A 15,585-nucleotide genomic window follows, 5' to 3' on the forward strand; every position below is an offset into this window, starting at 1 on the left:
GCTTAGGGTCCTGGCCGGAGTGAGAGCCGGTGCGGTCGGAAGGTAAAGGCGACCCTTCGGTTTAACCATGACGGCGGCTGCGGAATGCTCGGGGAGGCAACCTTGAGTAATCGTGAGGTAACAATGAGTGGTGAATCGCCATCCCCGCAGAGCGACGCAGATCTTCTTCACGCGGTCAGAGCCGGCGACGCCACCGCCTATCACGAACTCCACGAGCGCCACGTGGCCGCCGCGCGCTCGCTGGCCCGCCAGCTCGTCAGGGGCGAGACCGAGATCGAGGACGTGGTCGCCGAGTCGTTCACCAAGATCCTCGACCTCGTCGGCCGCGGCGGCGGCCCCCAGGCCGGATTCCGGACCTACCTGCTGACCGTCGTGCGGCGCACCGTCCATGACCGGACGCGGGTGGCGAACTGCCCGGTGCCCGCTGACGAGACCTTCGATCCCGATGCGCCCTTCGTCGACCCGGCCCTCATCGGCCTGGAGCAGTCGCTGATCGCCAAGGCGTTCCTGTCGCTGCCCGAGCGGTGGCGGGCGGTGCTCTGGCACACCGAGGTCGAACACCTGCCACCCGCCGACGTGGCCCCCCTGCTCGGCCTGCCGGCCAACGGCGTGACCGAACTCACCCGCCGCGCCCTCGCGGGCCTGCGCCAGGCGTACCTGCGGATCCGCCTGACCGCACCGACCCGCCACGCGTGCCGGCCGGTGCTCGGCACGATGAGCCGCTACGTCAAGGGCGGGCTGGCCAGGCGCGTTTCCAGGGCGGTGGACGAGCACGTGAGCGGCTGCCCCGAATGCCGCGCCGTCCTGCTGGAACTGACCGACGTCAACCGGGGGCTGCGCGTCATCATCGGACCGCTGATCGCCGGACCGGTCTTCGCCGGGTACGCGACGGCACTGGCCAAGACGAGAGCCGCGAGCCGCGGTTCGGACGGCCCCCGGCACGGGCTGGGCTGGCTCCGGCGGTCGCCACTAGGTTGGGTCTGGCATGTGCTCGGCTGGATCCGGCAGGAGTCCGCGTACGTCCGCGGCGAGGGCGGGCGGGTGCCCAGGCACGTCCTCGGCTGGGTCCGGCGGGTGCCCACATACGTACAGGCAGCGATCGCCAGCGGTACCGCCGCCGCCGTGGCGGCCGCCGCCGTGTTCGCGCTGCTCACGGCCGAGGAGCCGGTGAGAAGGCCGGTCGCCAAGCCCGTCGCGTCAGCCGGACCGCCGCCTGTACGGCCGCTCGAAGAGCCCCCGCGCCTGGCTCCCGAACGTCCGGCGGCACCTCCGGGGGCGAGGCCGCACGGACCCCGCCTGCACGCCACGATCGGCGCACTCGGCGCACTGGTCCGCGACCAGTCCGGCATCATCGCGATGCGCCTCCGCAACCGGGGCAACGCCCCAACCGGCGAGATCGAGGCCGCCGTAGACCTACCCACAGGCGTCATACTGATCCCATCAGGACACCACGCCGGGGGCGCCGCGTTGGAGCGGTCCCGCGGCCACGGCCGGGATGTGGCTGTGGGTGTCATGCCGTCGGGCACCCACGGCCGGGGTACGGCTGCGGGCATCGCATGGGAACGGTCGGGCGGCGTGGCTGCGGGCGTCGTGCCGTCAGCCGGCCACGGCCGCGGTGTCGCCGTGGTCACGCCCGTTGGGGCCAGGGACGGCTGGACGTGCCGTCCGGCCAGGCAGGGCGCGACGTGCGCCAGGGGGCCGCTCAAGGCGGCCCGCCGCACCGCGGTCTTCCTGCGCGTCCACGTGGCCGCCCAAGCGCCCCAGGGGGCCGGGCCCGCCGTCCGGATCACGTACGGCGCCCTGCGGGTGGGGGCGCACTCCGCGGCCGGGGTACGGCAGGAGGGCGCGTCCGCCAGGTTCGCCGCCGACGGCAAGGTGACGGTCAGGGCGATCGGCAACTCGCTGCTGAGCTGCCCGGCGGAGCGCGACGGCTGTGCGGAGGCCGGGCAGCGGCAGGACGACAGGCGCGACGACGAGTTGTGGCCCATGGACGCCGTCGACGAGGACGGGGTGCCGGGAACGTCCGCCTCCAGCGGCGCCACGCTGCGGCGGCCCCCGGGCGGGCGGGTCGTGTGGGCGGGTCTCTACTGGTCGGCCGGTGGGGAGAGCGCGGGGCCGATCAGTCTGCGACCGCCGGGTCGTCGGCGATACCTGTCCGTCAGGCCCGAGCAGGTGACGGTCCGCGCGCTGCCCTCGGGGCCCGCTTACCAGGCGTTCGCCGACGTGACCGGGTTGGTCGGGAGCGCTCGGCGGGACGGCATGTGGTGGGCGGCCGATCTCCCGATGCGGGAGGGAGCCGCGCAGCACGCCGGATGGAGCCTGGTGATGATCGTGACCGATCCCGCAGGACCGTACAGCCACGCCGTCGTACTCGACACGGCGACCGTCGTCGGCGGCGAGGCAGATCAGGTGCGGATCCCCCTGGGCGGCCTCGTCTCCGCAGGCTCACCCGCCCGGATCCCGCTGGACGGCCCGACTCCCACGAGGCCATCAACAGTCGGCCCGGCTCCCATGGGGTCGCCAACAGGCGGCCTGGTTGCCGCAGGCTCGGCCGCCCGGGTCCCTCGGGGAGGTCTGGTTCCCACGGACTCCGTCGCCCGGACCCGTCAGGGCGGGCCGGTTGCCACGGGGTCGGCCGCGCGGATCCGTCAGCCGGTCCCTGTGAGGTCGGCTGCGCGGATCCCGTTGGGTCGGGGGGTCCGCAGGGGGGCGCCCGCGCGGATCGAGGTGGTGACCTGGGAAGGCGATGCCGACCTCGACGGTGATCGGCTCTCGCTGGGCTCGGGGTCGCTCACTCCGGTGGGGGGCGATCGTGATGCGGGTAATGTCTTCGACAGCTCGTCCAACGGCGCCGAGGGAATGACGTTCGGTGTCGACGTCGATACTTTCGGTGCCGAACTCGGCAATGACCCGGCACTGGCGATCGCTACGCGGGAGGATGTGGTGCTGTTCGCGATCGCCGCTGTGTGCGTTCGTGCCCGGTCGTGACCAAAGTCCGACATATTGGTACGGTCAGCCCGAATGCACCGGCGTATGGTCGGGGCAGGGGCGAATCGTCGGGATTAACCCTCGCGCGATCACCTGCTTTCATTACCCTGAGACAGGGCCGCCGCGTCCGGCTCTGACGGTGCACGAGTCTGCTAGGTCGGACCACCAGGAAAGGGGCCGTGTCAGTGGATCGCTGCGCGCTGTTCGTGGACGCTGGCTATCTGCTGGCCGACGGCGCGATGGCCGTGCATGGGACCCGCCATCGTGAAGCCGTGGCCTGGGACTATCCAGGGCTGTTGCAGCTCATGTCAAGCCTCTCGCGCGAACGCACCGGGCTGCCGTTGCTGCGGTGCTACTGGTACGAGGCGACCGTCGAGGGCCGCCGCACGCCAGAGCACGACGTGCTGGCCGACATCCCCGGTCTCAAGCTCCGCCTCTCGCGCATCCGTCCAGGACGGCGCGAAGGCGTGGACGCCCAGGTTCACCGCGACCTGATGACGCTCGCCCGGAACAGCGCCATCTGCGACGCCGTCGTGGTCAGCGGTGACGAGGACCTGGCCCAGGTGGTCTGCGACGCGCAGGACCTCGGCATCAGGGTGACCGTCGTGCACATCGCGACCGACGGCGGCTGGGCCGTCGCCCGCTCGCTCACCCAGGAGAGCGACGACCTCATCGAGCTGGGCGGCGTACACCTGCGCCCCTACGTCAACCTGATGGCCGGCGCCGTCGAGGTGACCAACGGCCACCACCAGCCGGTCAGCAACGGCCACAGCGGCCACGCGCAGCGGGAACTGCCGCCCGCCCAGTCGAGCGGGGGCAGCCACTCCGCCGGCTCGGGGCGCCAAGGTCAGTCCGGTGCCAACGGCATGATGCCGTCGGCGGGGCGCGGCCAGTCGCCGCCGCCGATGCCCATCTACTCCGACTACCAGCCTGACCCGCCGTCGGCCGCGCCGGTGACCGGGCCGATCCCGCAGCAGCCGCAGGCGCCGACGACCGGGCAGTTCAACTCGCCGTCCAACGGCACCTATCAGCCTTCGCAGCTCGGCGCCTACACCGGCCCGCAGCCGGCGCCGGTCTCCCAGCAGCCCTCGGCCGCCACGGCCGGGGCCACCACGCTGTCCGACGCCGTCAAGTCCGCCCACCGGGAAGGGCACGACTTCGGCGAGTCCGTGGCCCGCGACGCTCCGGCCCTGTGGCTGGAGGCCGTGCTGGCGCGCAAGCCACGGATGCCCTCCGACCTGGAGGCCCGCCTGCTGCAGGGCTCGTCGCTGCCGATCGACTTCCTGCTGCACGACGAGGTACGCCACGCGCTGCGCCGCGGCTTCTGGGACGCGTTGGAGCGCGCCAGGCACTAGCCAGGCGCGGCCAGGCACCAGCCTGACGCGTCTGCGGACGGACGGGCCGGTGCGACTGCCGTACCGGTCTCAGCGCCTCGCACGGACGGCACGGCGCCCGGCCTCAACGCTTCGGTGGGGCGCATCGGCGACGGGCTCCCCATCCGGAGAGCCCTCTTATCCACAACCTGTTGACCGGCCGTGGAGCGGCTTCACGACAGGGCGTCGAAGCCGGCGCGGAGGTGGGCGAGCCGGTCGGCGAGGTCGGACAGCGGGGCCGCCGCCCCCGGGTCCGGCGACTTGCGCGCCAGCTCCCGTACCCTGGCCAGCTCGTCCTCCGCCGCCGTCAGCCGCCGAGACAGCTCGGGCAGGATCGCCGACTGTTCGCCCGCGCCCGGCGGCAGCTCGGCGCTCAGCCGTTCGCGGAGCATCGAAGCCTGCTCGGCCAGCCGCTTGTTCATGTTGTACAGCTCGGTGAAGACCGACACCTTGGCCCGCAGCACCCACGGGTCGAACGGCTTGGTCAGGTAGTCGACGGCGCCCGCCGCGTAGCCGCGGAAGGCGTAGTCGGGCGCGCTGTCGACCACCGTGAGGAAGATGATCGGGATGTTGCGGGTCCGCTCCCGCCGCTTGATGTGGGCGGCGGTTTCGAACCCGTCCATGCCCGGCATCCGCACGTCGAGCAGGATGAGCGCGAACTCGGCGTTGAGCAGCGCCTTGAGCGCCTCCTCGCCGGACCTGGCGCGTACGGGCACCAGGTCGAGCGAGCTGAGGATGGCCTCAAGGGCGATCAGATTCTCCTCGCGGTCGTCGACCAGGAGGATCTTGGCACGATCAGGCACTGATCACGCCCCTTCGGCTGATGACTCGCCAGTGGATCGCCCTCGGCCGAGCCAGCCGCGCAGGCGTTCGAGCAGCCGGTCGACGTCGACGGGCTTGGGGACGTAGTCGGAGGCACCCGAGGCGATGCTCTTCTCGCGATCGCCCCGCATGACCTTGGCGGTCAGCGCGATGATCGGGAGGTCGGCGAACTGGGGCATGCGCCTGATGGCCGAGGTGGTGGCCCAGCCATCCATCTCCGGCATCATGATGTCCATCAGCACGAGAGCGACGTCCTCGTTCCGTTCGAGCTGCTCGATTCCTTCGCGGCCGTTTTCAGCGTAGACGACTGTGGAGCCGTGCCGTTCGAGAACGCTGGTCAGGGCGAACACGTTACGGATGTCGTCGTCGACGATGAGGATCTTCGCGCCGTTGAGCGGGTCGTCGCCGTGCCACTGGCTGGTCTCGGCGGGCGGCTCGATCAGCTCGGGCAGCGGCAGGTCGAGCGGGATCGGCGGCTCGTGCAGCGAGGCCGTCGGCTCCTCGACCGGCACGGAGAGCAGTTGCCTGCGCTCGATGCCGCTCTCGACCTCCGCCAGCGGGCCCGTGTAGGAGGCCGGTAGGTAGAGGGTGAACGTGCTTCCTTTGCCCAGCTCGCTGTCGACGTGGATCTCACCGCCGAGCAGCAGGGCGATCTTGCGGCAGATCGACAGGCCCAGCCCGGTGCCGCCGTACTTGCGGCTGGTGGTGCCGTCGGCCTGCCGGAACGCCTCGAAGATGACCTCGCGCTTGTCGGGCGCGATGCCGATGCCGGTGTCGATCACCTGGAAGGCCAGCAGGTCGCGGGCGCCGTGCAGGGTGTCGTCGTCGAACTCGACCCCGGCGGGCACGGGCGTGACCCGCAGCTTCACCTCGCCCTTCGGCGTGAACTTCACCGCGTTGGACAGCAGGTTGCGCAGCACCTGCTGCAGCCGCTGCTCGTCGGCGCGCAGCTCCTGGGGCACGTCGCTGTCCACCTCGACCGCGAAGGCCAGCCCCTTGTCCTGGGCGAGCGGCGCGAACGCCGCCTCCAGGAGATCGACCATCTTCGGCAGCGACACCTGGATCGGATGGATGTCCATCCGGCCCGCCTCGACCTTGGACAGGTCGAGCATGTCGTTGATCAACTGGAGCAGCGCGGACCCCGCGCCGTGGATCGTCTTGGCGAACTCGACCTGCTGCGAGGTCAGGTTGCCCTCGGCGTTCTCGGTCAGCAGCTTGGCCAGCACGAGCAGGCTGTTGAGCGGCGTGCGCAGCTCGTGGGACATGTTCGCGAGGAACTCGGACTTGTAGCGCGAGGACACGGCCAGCTGCTCGGCGCGCTCCTCCAGCGTGCGGCGGGCCTGCTCGATCTGGAAGTTCTGGATCTCGATGGCGCGGTTCTGCTTGGCCAGCAGCGCCGCCTTGTCCTCCAGCTCCGCGTTGGACCTGCGCAGCTCCTCCTGCTGACGCTGCAGCTCGTCAGAGCGTTCCTGCAGCTCGCGAGTCAGTCGCTGCGACTCCGTCAGCAGGTCCTCGGTGCGCGAGTTGGCGATGATGGTGTTCATCGTGACGCCGATGGTCTCGACGAGCTGGGTCAGGAAGTCGAGATGCACCTCACCGAACGGGGTGAAGGAGGCCAGCTCCAGCACGCCCAGGACGCGGTTCTCGAACAGGATCGGGAGTACGACGATCTGCGCGGGCGTCGACTGGCTGAGGCCGCTGTCGATGGTGATGAACCGCGGCGGTACGTCGTCGAGGACGATGTGCCGGCCCTGGGCCGCGGCCTGGCCGACGATGCCCTCGCCGACCGCGAAGCGCTGGCGCGGGCCGCGGTCGGGGCGTACGCCGTAGCCGCCGATCAGCAGCAGCTCGTGCTCGCCCTCGGGATCGACGCCGTAGAAGGCGCCATAACGGGCCGACACCAACGGCGTCAGCTCGCTCATCGTCAGCTTGGCCACCTCGAACAGGTCGCGGTGGCCCTGCATGAGCCGGGAGATGCGGGCCAGGTTGGACTTGAGCCAGTCCTGCTCCTGGTTGGCCTGGGTGGTCTCGCGGAGGTTGGCCACCATCGAGTTGATGTTGTCCTTGAGCTCCGCCAGCTCGCCCTGCGCCTCGACGGCGATCGAACGGGTCAGGTCGCCCCTGGCCACGGCGCTGGTCACGGTGGCGATCGCGCGTACCTGGGTGGTGAGGTTGCCGGCCAGCTCGTTGACGCTCTCGGTGAGCCGCTTCCAGGTGCCCTCCACGCCCTCGACCCGCGCCTGGCCGCCCAGCCGCCCTTCCGAGCCCACCTCGCGGGCGACTCGGGTCACCTCGGAGGCGAACGACGACAACTGGTCGACCATCCGGTTGATGGTCGTCTTGAGCGCCAGGATCTCGCCCTGGGCGTCCACGTCGATCTTGCGGGTGAGGTCGCCGTTGGCGACCGCGGTGGTCACCTCGGCGATGTTGCGCACCTGGTACGTCAGGTTGTTGGCCATGAAGTTGACGTTGTCGGTCAGGTCCTTCCAGACCCCCGACACGCCCTGCACCCGTGCCTGGCCGCCGAGCTGGCCCTGCGTGCCGACCTCGCGGGCCACGCGGGTCACCTCGTCGGCGAAGGACGAGAGCTGGTCGACCATGGTGTTGAGGGTGTCCTTGAGCTGGAGGATCTCCCCCTGCGCGTCTACGGTGATCTTCTTCGACAGGTTGCCCTGGGCCACCGCGGACGAGACCGCCGCGATCTGGCGCACCTGGGAGGTCAGGTTGTTGGCCATGGAGTTGACGTTCTCCGTGAGGTCCTTCCAGACCCCGGAGACGCCGCGCACCTGTGCCTGGCCGCCGAGCTGGCCTTCGGTGCCCACCTCGCGGGCGACCCGGGTCACCTCGGAGGCGAACGACGAGAGCTGCTCGACCATCGTGTTCATGGTGGACTTGAGCTCCAGGATCTCGCCCTGGGCGTCCACGTCGATCTTGCGGGTGAGGTCGCCGTTGGCCACGGCCGTCGTCACCTGGGCGATGTTGCGTACCTGATAGGTGAGGTTGTAGGCCATGGAGTTGACGTTGTCGGTGAGGTCCTTCCAGACGCCCGACACGCCCTTCACCTCGGCGCGTCCGCCCAGCTTGCCCTCGGTGCCGACCTCGCGGGCCACGCGGGTCACCTCGTCGGCGAAGGACGAGAGCTGGTCGACCATGGTGTTGAGGGTGTCCTTGAGCTGGAGGATCTCGCCCTCCGCGTCGACCGTGATCTTCTTCGACAGGTTGCCCTGGGCCACCGCCGTCGCCACGGTCGCGATGCTGCGTACCTGGCTGGTGAGGTTGTTGGCCATGAAGTTGACGTTGTCGGTCAGGTCCTTCCAGACCCCGGAGACGCCCGTCACCTGCGCCTGGCCGCCGAGCTGGCCTTCGGTGCCGACCTCGCGGGCCACTCGGGTGACCTCCTCGGCGAAGCCGGAGAGCTGGTCGACCATCGTGTTGACGGTGTTCTTCAGCTCGAACATCTCGCCCACGGCGTCGACCGTCACCTTGCGGCTCAGGTCGCCCTTGGCCACGGCGGTGGTCACGACCGCGATGTCACGCACCTGCGCGGCCACGCGGGAGGACATCGTGTTGACGGCCTCGGTGAGGTCGCGCCAGCTTCCGGACATGCCGCGCAGATTGGCGCCGCCGCCCAGCCGGCCCTCGGTGCCGGCCTCCCGAGCCACTCTGGTGACCTCGGAGTTGAACAGCGCGAGCTGGTCGACCATGCCGTTGATCGCCTTGCCCAGGCGGCGTACCTCGCCGCGGGCCGAGCGGTCGAGATCGATCCGCCGCGACAGGTCGCCCTTGGCCACCGCGTCGATCACGTCGGCGGCGCCGCTCACCGGGCTCACCAGGGCGTCGATCAACATGTTGACCGACTCGACGCTCTCCGCCCAGGCGCCGACTCCCGGACCCGGCGTCAGTCGCTCGCCGAACCGGCCCTCCTTGACAACTTCCTTGCGTACGCGCACCAACTCGTTGGCGAGGTGTTCGCGACGGTCGGCCACTTCGTTGAGCAGCAACCGCACCTCACTGAGGATGCCGGCCGGGGCATGGGGGACCCGGCGGCGGAAATCGCCGTCTCGCCAGGAGAACAGGGTCTCCAGGATCGGGACGAGATCCGACTCGGTGTAAGTCCTCTCCTCAGAGCTCAATGCGGCCTTGGCCGTTGTCATGGGACCTCCTTCACTCCCGGGGTGCCACCGCGAGTAGGTACAAGTCTGTCACGATGAGTAGCTCCTAGTCCCGTCCCTTGGATTTACCCCAACCCAGCATGAAGTGTGGTAGGCACGTTGCGATGACTGGTACTCCCCATGCGGTGTTGGCCGCCACGTTCGCGCCCGGCGACACCGCTGTGACGGCTGCGATGAGGTTCACCCGTGAGGTCCTGACCGCGTGGGCAGTCGGCAGTGTGCTGCATGTGGCCGAGCAGGTCGCCGCCGACCTGGCCGAACAGGCGATAGACGAGCCGTTCGAAGTCATCTGGAAGCATTTCGGCGACGCCGTGCAGGTCGAGCTGAGACAGCGGAGCAGCTCGACGGGCGACCCGAAGGCTCCGTCCGTGGGGGTGGAGGAGTGGGGGATCACCTTCGCGGGCGAGTCCCGTGTCCATTGGGCAAGACTCACGCTACCCGGCTCCGCGGACGAAGTGGCATCCGAGTGGCTGGAGGAGAGCGCCAGGGGGCCGCATTGGCTGGGGTTCCTGGCCGACGCGAGTGACCTGCTCGCGGGCACTCTCGACCCCGACATGGTGCCCGCCATCATCGCCCAGATCGTGGTGCCGCGGCTGGCGAGCTGGTGCGCCGTCTACACCTCTGACACCGCTGTCGGTCCGCTGCGGCTGGTCTACCTCTGGCACGCCGACGAGGCCAGGATCGACGGGCTGCGCGAGCAACTGGGCGACATGGACGCGATGATCGCCGACGCCCGGGTCACCTCCACCCTGCACCTGGCCGACTCGCAGGTGCTCGCGGTCCCCCTGACCGCGCGCGGCCGGGGTCTGGGCATGATGTGCCTGGGCCGGCCCGACCGCTTCACCGACGAGGTCATCCAGTTCGCCGAGGACATCGGCCGGCGGGCGGCGCTGGCCACCGACAACGCCCGCGTCTACGCGCAGCAGGCCGCGGCCAACCGGGCGCTCCAGCGCAGCCTGCTCCCGCCGAACGAGCCCGAGGTGCCCGGCCTCGACTACGGCGTCGTCTACGAGCCCGCCGGCGAGGCCAACGAGGTCGGCGGCGACTTCTACGACCTGTTCAAGGCCGGCGACGACTCGTGGCGGTTCGCGATCGGCGACGTGTGCGGCACCGGCCCGGAGGCCGCCGCCGTGACGGGCCTCGCCCGCCACACCCTGCGCCTGCTCGCCCGCGAGGGCTACGGAGTGGCGGCCGTCCTCGGCCGGCTCAACCAGGCGATCCTGGAGGAGGGGGAACGGGCCAGGTTCCTCACCCTGCTGCACGGCGACATCACGCCGGTGGCGACCGGCTTGGAGGTACGCCTCGTGTCGGCCGGTCATCCGGAGGCGCTGCGCCTCAAGCCGAGCGGTGTGGTCGAGACGGTGACGACCCCGCAGTCGCTGCTCGGCGTCTTCCATGAGGTGATGTTCGAGGCCGACACGCTGCATCTCGACCACGGTGACGTGCTGCTGGCGGTCACCGACGGGGTGACGGAGCGGCGTTCGGGCGGGCGGCTGCTCGACGACGACGGGGGTCTGGCCAAGCTGCTCGCCGAGTGCGCCGGGCTGTCGGCCCGCGCGGTGGCGGAGCGGATCCGCAGGGGGGCGGCCGATTTCGCCACGGAGCCGAGCGCGGACGACCTGGCGATCGTCGTCCTTCGGGCCCGCTGACTCTGTTTCACGACATTCCACGCCGGTTGACGGCGCGACTTTGCGAATGGTCGATTATCAGAGTGGGTTTACGTGCTTGCGGGCGAATTCAAGCTGTAGTGCTATTTGCGCGATCCGTTCGGACATGACCAGGGAGCCGCGGATCGCGTCGTAGGCGTACACCTCGTGCTCCCGGCCATGCTCGGCCAGTTTCGCCACGTACTTCTCTATCTGCCGCAGCGGGCACCGGTTGTCGTTCTCGCCGGCCAGGATCAGCACCGGGCTCTCCACCCGGTCCACGTAGGTGATGGGGGAGCTGGCGGCGTAGCGCTCGGGCTGCTCGTCGGGCGAGCCGCCCAGCAGCGCGCGGTGGTAGGCGCGCAGGCTCTCGGCCTCGTCCTCGTAGGAGGTCTGGTGGCAGGCGATCGGCACCGCCGCGATGCCGGCCGTCCACAGCTCGGGCTGGGTGCCGAGGCCGAGCAGCGTGAGGTAGCCGCCCCAGGCGGTGCCCGCCAGCAGCATCCTGGTGGGGTCGGCGATGCCGCGCTCGACGACGTGCTCGCGTACGGCGGCGACGTCGGCCAGCTCGATGTGGCCGACGTCGCTGTGGAGCGCGTCGCGCCAGGCCGAGCCGTAGCCGGTCGAACCTCGGTAGTTCACCCGCACCACCGCGAAGCCGGCGTCCACCCAGGCCGCGACCTCGGGGGAGAAGGCGTCGCGGTCGTGCATCGTCGGGCCGCCGTGCAGCAGGAACACGGTGGGGTAGGGCGCGGCGCCGATCTCGGGCCGGGAGACCAGCGCGTGGATCCTGCCGCCGGGGCCGGGCACGTCGAGGTCCTCGACCGGGACGCTCGGCGGCGCCGAGGGGCCGCTGGGGTTGAGCACGACCTGGCCGTTGCTGGAGCGGATCACCGGCGGGCGGGAGGCGCTGGACCACGAGTATTCGACGTTGCCGCCGGGGCGCGGGCCCGCCTCGTCGATCACGCCGTGCGGCGTCTCGAGCAGGGTCAGGCCGCCGCCCGCGAGGTCGTAGCGGTGCAGGTAGCTGCGGGCGCGATTGTCGCGGGTGATCAGCAGGCCGCGGCCGTCGTCGTACCAGTCGGCGGTCAGCTCGCCGGAGTCCTTCATCCAGATCTCGCGCTGCTCGCCGGTCACCGGGTCCCAGACCAGGGGCTCCTGGCGCTGGCGGCGCTCGTGCAGGGCGAGCATGCGGCGGTCGCCCGGCACCGGGGCGAACCTGAGGCCGATCACGCCCTTGTCGGGGCCGTCGTAGAGCTCGGCGACCGCCTCGCCGTTGGGGCGGACGACGCGGAGCGCCGGGTGACGGAAGTCGCCGTACTCCGCATGATTTATCGCGATAAGTGCGCCGTCGAGGGACATGTCGGCTACCCAGGCCGCCTCGGCGTGCTCGTAGAGCAGGCGGGACGGCTCGCCGGGGCGTACCAGATGGATCCTGAACGAACCCTCACTGGCCAGGCTGATCGCCGCGACGCCCGCCGTGGACAGGGCGATCCCGCCCGGCTGGCCGGGGCCGAGGTCGTGGGCGACCGGCTCGTCGGGGCCGCCGTTGAACGGCTGGCGCCACCACAGGCCGAACTCGTCGCCCTCGGTGTCGGCGAACCAGTAGATCCATTGGCCGGTGGGATCGATCGCGGCGTGGGCGGTGCCCTTCGGCCGGTCGGTCACCTGGCGGTTGGCGCCACTGGCGCGGTCCCAGGCGTAGACCTCCCAGGTGCCGGTGGCGTTGGAGCGATAGATGGAACGGCTCGGGGCCAGCCGCGCCCAGGACGGCAACGTCATGCGTGACGCCCGGAACCTGGCCTGCCAGCGTTCCTCGGCCTTCATCCGGCGCGCCCCCCTCCCTCTCTCACCCCGCCTCTGGGCGTGGGTTGCCGTCCAGTATTGCGCCTGTCCCGCAGAAATACTCCGAGAATGTGGGGGAATTTCGGACTAAATGCCCCATCAATAACACGAGTCCCAGATGCCCGTCAAGGAACAGCCCTTGATCGTGGTGACGCCTCGAAGATAGACACGTGGAACGCAGCCCTAGCCACCACTTTTTCCCGCTTTTTCGCGGTATGCCGAGACACATAGCTCGAAATCCGCTTAGTCAGCTCGGTCGCCTCAGTGTGCCACGCGCTCGGCCCCATCCCCACCACCCCGGCGACCTCGCCGGGATCCAGCTCCAGGTCGAACTCGACCGTGCGCCGGTCGGCCTCCTCGAACCCCGCAAGGCTCCTGGCCAGCCGGTGTTCCTTCTCCTCGTCGACGGAGAGCAGCCCCAGCTCCTGAACGAGCGGGCTCAGATGCGCCTGGGCGGGCGTCACGACGACCACCGCGCCACCGGGCCGCAGAATGCGGCGGAACTCGGGGCCGTTCCGGGGCGCGAACACATCGATCACTATGTCGGCCACCCCATCCCTGATGGGCAACGGCCGCCACACATCGGCCACGAAGGCCCCCACCCTCGGGTGGGCCCGAGCCGCCCGCCGCACAGCGTGTTTGGACACGTCGAATGCCATCCCGATGCCACGGTCCACCGCTCTCAGCACCGTTGCCAGGTAGTAACCGGTCCCGGCTCCGGCATCAACGATCACCGGCTCCTCCGCTTGACCGGCATCCTGCCGCGCCGCCCCCGCCTCGCGAGCCACTGCGGCACTACGGTACGCCTTCTCGGCCGCCGCGTCCGGCAGTGCTGAGAACCTATCCCTACGGAAAGCGTCGCCTTCCCGGCCATTGGCGCTCTGTATCCGCAATCGCACACTCTCGGCGAGAGCGTCGGCGAGCGGAGCGTAGTGTCCGGCCCCCAGGAACTCGGCCCGTGCCGCCACCATCGCCGCGCTGTCAGCCGTCCCCGGCGTCCGCGACCCGACCAGCAGGCTCACGTAGCCCTGCTTGGCCACGTCGAACGCGTGGCCCTCGGCGCAGCGCAGCGTGTCACCCGCCAACCACACTTCATGGGTACAGACCGGGCAGGCCAGGTATTCGACGATGTCAGCCAGCATGCGCCCATTCTCACGGCCGCCGGGTACTTGACGCGCCACCGGTAGGACGGGCCGGCAAAGGAGAGGTGGGCGGTGGAGTCACGCCCGAACGTGCATGTCGTACAAGAGGGAGTTCCGGCACAGGGCTCAGGGTGCGGGGTCAGGCGCTGGCCTGGAGCAGGAAGGCCGCGTTGGACGGTGTCTCGCGGAGCTTGCCGACCAGCAGTTCCAGTCCCTGCTGCCGGTCCAGTGCGGTGAGCATCCGGCGGAGCTTCCAGACCACCTGCCGCTCACCGGCCGGCAGCAGGATCTCCTCGCGGCGGGTCCCGGATATGCCCAGGTCCACGGCCGGGAAGAGGCGGCGTTCGGCCAGGTCACGGGCCAGGTGCAGCTCCATGTTCCCGGTGCCCTTGAACTCCTCGTACAGGCTGTTGTCCATGCGCGACCCGGTGTCCACCAGCACGGTGGCCAGGATCGTCAGGGAGCCGCCGCCCTCCACGTTGCGCGCGGAGCCGAAGAAGCGCTTCGGCGGGTAGAGAGCCGTGGCGTCGATGCCACCGGTGAGCACGCGGCCACCGCTGGGGGCCAGGTTGTTGTACGCGCGGCCGAGCCGGGTCAGCGAGTCGAGCAGCAGCACGACGTCCTGGCCGTTCTCCACGAGGCGCTTGGCGCGCTCGATGGCCAGCTCGGCGATCGCGGTGTGGTCGCGGTCGGGATGGTCGAAGGTCGAGTAGAAGACCTCGCCCTGGATGGAGGCGCGCATCTCCGTGACCTCTTCGGGGCGCTCCCCGACGAGCACGACCATGAGGTGCGTCTCCGGGTGGTTGCGCGCGATGGCCGCCGCGAGCGCCTGCATGACCATGGTCTTGCCGGCCTTGGGCGGGGCCACGATGAGCCCGCGCTGACCCTTGCCGATGGGCGCGAACAGGTCGATGACGCGAGTGCTGAGCGACTCCGTCTCGATGCGCAGGCGTTCGGTGGGATGGATCGGCGTCAGGTCGGCGAAGTGCGGACGGTGCCGCCACTCGGCGATGCCGTTGACGGACTCGATCTCGATGAGCTTGCCACCCGCGACGGTGGCGACGACGTGGTCGCCGGGGCGCAGGCCGAGCTGCTTGACCCGGTCGGGCGGCAAGCGGGTGTCATCCGGGCCGGGCAGGTGCCCCGCGCGGATGAAGGCGCCTTTCTCCCGGATGTCGAGCAGGCCGGTGACCTGCCGAGTGGGAGCGGCGGCGCGCGGTTGGGGAATGGTTTGAACAGACATGATGAACCCTCCTCGAGGGCAACGCCGAAAAAGCCGGCGAGTGAAGAATGAGCCTGGCCCGAGAACATCGGGCGGGGCGTGGGGGAAACGGCGGAGCAAGAAGAAGCTCAACGCCGCTGGCAACGTATCACACGTTCCGGCCCATACAACACCTAGCCCGCATGGGCTATTCCCGGGGGGTTCTCGCCTCTTCCGCCTCGCCGTGTGGAGCGCGGCGTAACAATGTTCTCCTCGGCACGGAGTGCTGCGAATTACCGCAGCTGGTGTGCACGACGACACAGATCGCCCATCAATGCACCGGCATCCTGTCAAGCGAGATGCAGGGCCGCTGCAATCCGATGAGGCTTTCATAGA

8 protein-coding genes are annotated in these 15,585 nt (G+C 70.1%); 3 read left to right on the forward strand and 5 right to left on the reverse strand.

Translation table 11 applies throughout. The features are described 5' to 3' along the window. Positions 1 to 123 precede the first annotated feature (123 nt). Both AB0F17_RS44100 and AB0F17_RS44105 read left to right on the forward strand, forming a co-directional pair. Entirely contained in the window at positions 124 to 2,988 is a 2,865-nt protein-coding gene (locus tag AB0F17_RS44100) for a sigma-70 family RNA polymerase sigma factor (protein ID WP_358036003.1), read from the forward strand. Between the two features lie 185 nt (positions 2,989 to 3,173). Continuing rightward, positions 3,174 to 4,343: an NYN domain-containing protein gene (locus AB0F17_RS44105; protein ID WP_358036126.1), complete on the forward strand. Its 1,170-nt coding sequence runs from the start codon at positions 3,174 to 3,176 to the stop codon at positions 4,341 to 4,343. 191 nt (positions 4,344 to 4,534) lie between these two features. On the opposite strand, the gene AB0F17_RS44110 is transcribed toward AB0F17_RS44105, so the two are convergent. Together AB0F17_RS44110 and AB0F17_RS44115 are read right to left on the reverse strand one after the other, a co-directional pair. Further along, positions 4,535 to 5,164: a response regulator gene (locus tag AB0F17_RS44110; protein WP_358036005.1), complete on the reverse strand. Its 630-nt coding sequence runs from the start codon at positions 5,162 to 5,164 to the stop codon at positions 4,535 to 4,537. 3 nt (positions 5,165 to 5,167) lie between these two features. Further along, complete coding sequence (locus tag AB0F17_RS44115) at positions 5,168 to 9,337, reverse strand: HAMP domain-containing protein (protein WP_358036007.1); 4,170 nt, start codon at positions 9,335 to 9,337, stop codon at positions 5,168 to 5,170. A 122-nt stretch (positions 9,338 to 9,459) separates the two neighbouring features. On the opposite strand from AB0F17_RS44115, the gene AB0F17_RS44120 reads away from it, so the two are divergent. Further along, positions 9,460 to 11,004, forward strand: coding sequence for a GAF domain-containing SpoIIE family protein phosphatase (locus AB0F17_RS44120; protein ID WP_358036009.1), 1,545 nt, complete (start codon positions 9,460 to 9,462; stop codon positions 11,002 to 11,004). Between the two features lie 57 nt (positions 11,005 to 11,061). On the opposite strand, the gene AB0F17_RS44125 is transcribed toward AB0F17_RS44120, so the two are convergent. The 3 genes from AB0F17_RS44125 to rho form a co-directional block, all read right to left on the reverse strand. Then, positions 11,062 to 12,828 (reverse strand): prolyl oligopeptidase family serine peptidase, encoded by a 1,767-nt coding sequence (locus AB0F17_RS44125; protein ID WP_358036011.1) that lies wholly within the window; start codon positions 12,826 to 12,828, stop codon positions 11,062 to 11,064. A gap of 143 nt (positions 12,829 to 12,971) precedes the next feature. Then, complete coding sequence (locus AB0F17_RS44130; RefSeq protein WP_358036013.1) at positions 12,972 to 13,988, reverse strand: putative RNA methyltransferase; 1,017 nt, start codon at positions 13,986 to 13,988, stop codon at positions 12,972 to 12,974. Between the two features lie 139 nt (positions 13,989 to 14,127). Beyond that, entirely contained in the window at positions 14,128 to 15,231 is a 1,104-nt protein-coding gene (rho, locus tag AB0F17_RS44135) for a transcription termination factor Rho (RefSeq protein WP_358036014.1), read from the reverse strand. Between the last annotated feature and the right edge of the window lie 354 nt (positions 15,232 to 15,585).

This window comes from Nonomuraea sp. NPDC026600 (genome assembly GCF_040638335.1).
GTDB lineage: Bacteria > Actinomycetota > Actinomycetes > Streptosporangiales > Streptosporangiaceae > Nonomuraea.

Excerpts from the sequence above, each read along its gene's own strand:
- AB0F17_RS44100 (WP_358036003.1), top strand. The coding sequence starts at position 124 with ATGAGTGGTGAATCGCCATCCCCGCAGAGCGACGCAGATCTTCTTCAC.
- AB0F17_RS44115 (WP_358036007.1), bottom strand. The coding sequence starts at position 9,337 with ATGACAACGGCCAAGGCCGCATTGAGCTCTGAGGAGAGGACTTACACC.
- AB0F17_RS44120 (WP_358036009.1), top strand. The coding sequence starts at position 9,460 with ATGACTGGTACTCCCCATGCGGTGTTGGCCGCCACGTTCGCGCCCGGC.
- AB0F17_RS44125 (WP_358036011.1), bottom strand. The coding sequence starts at position 12,828 with ATGAAGGCCGAGGAACGCTGGCAGGCCAGGTTCCGGGCGTCACGCATG.
- AB0F17_RS44130 (WP_358036013.1), bottom strand. The coding sequence starts at position 13,988 with ATGCTGGCTGACATCGTCGAATACCTGGCCTGCCCGGTCTGTACCCAT.
- rho (WP_358036014.1), bottom strand. The coding sequence starts at position 15,231 with ATGTCTGTTCAAACCATTCCCCAACCGCGCGCCGCCGCTCCCACTCGG.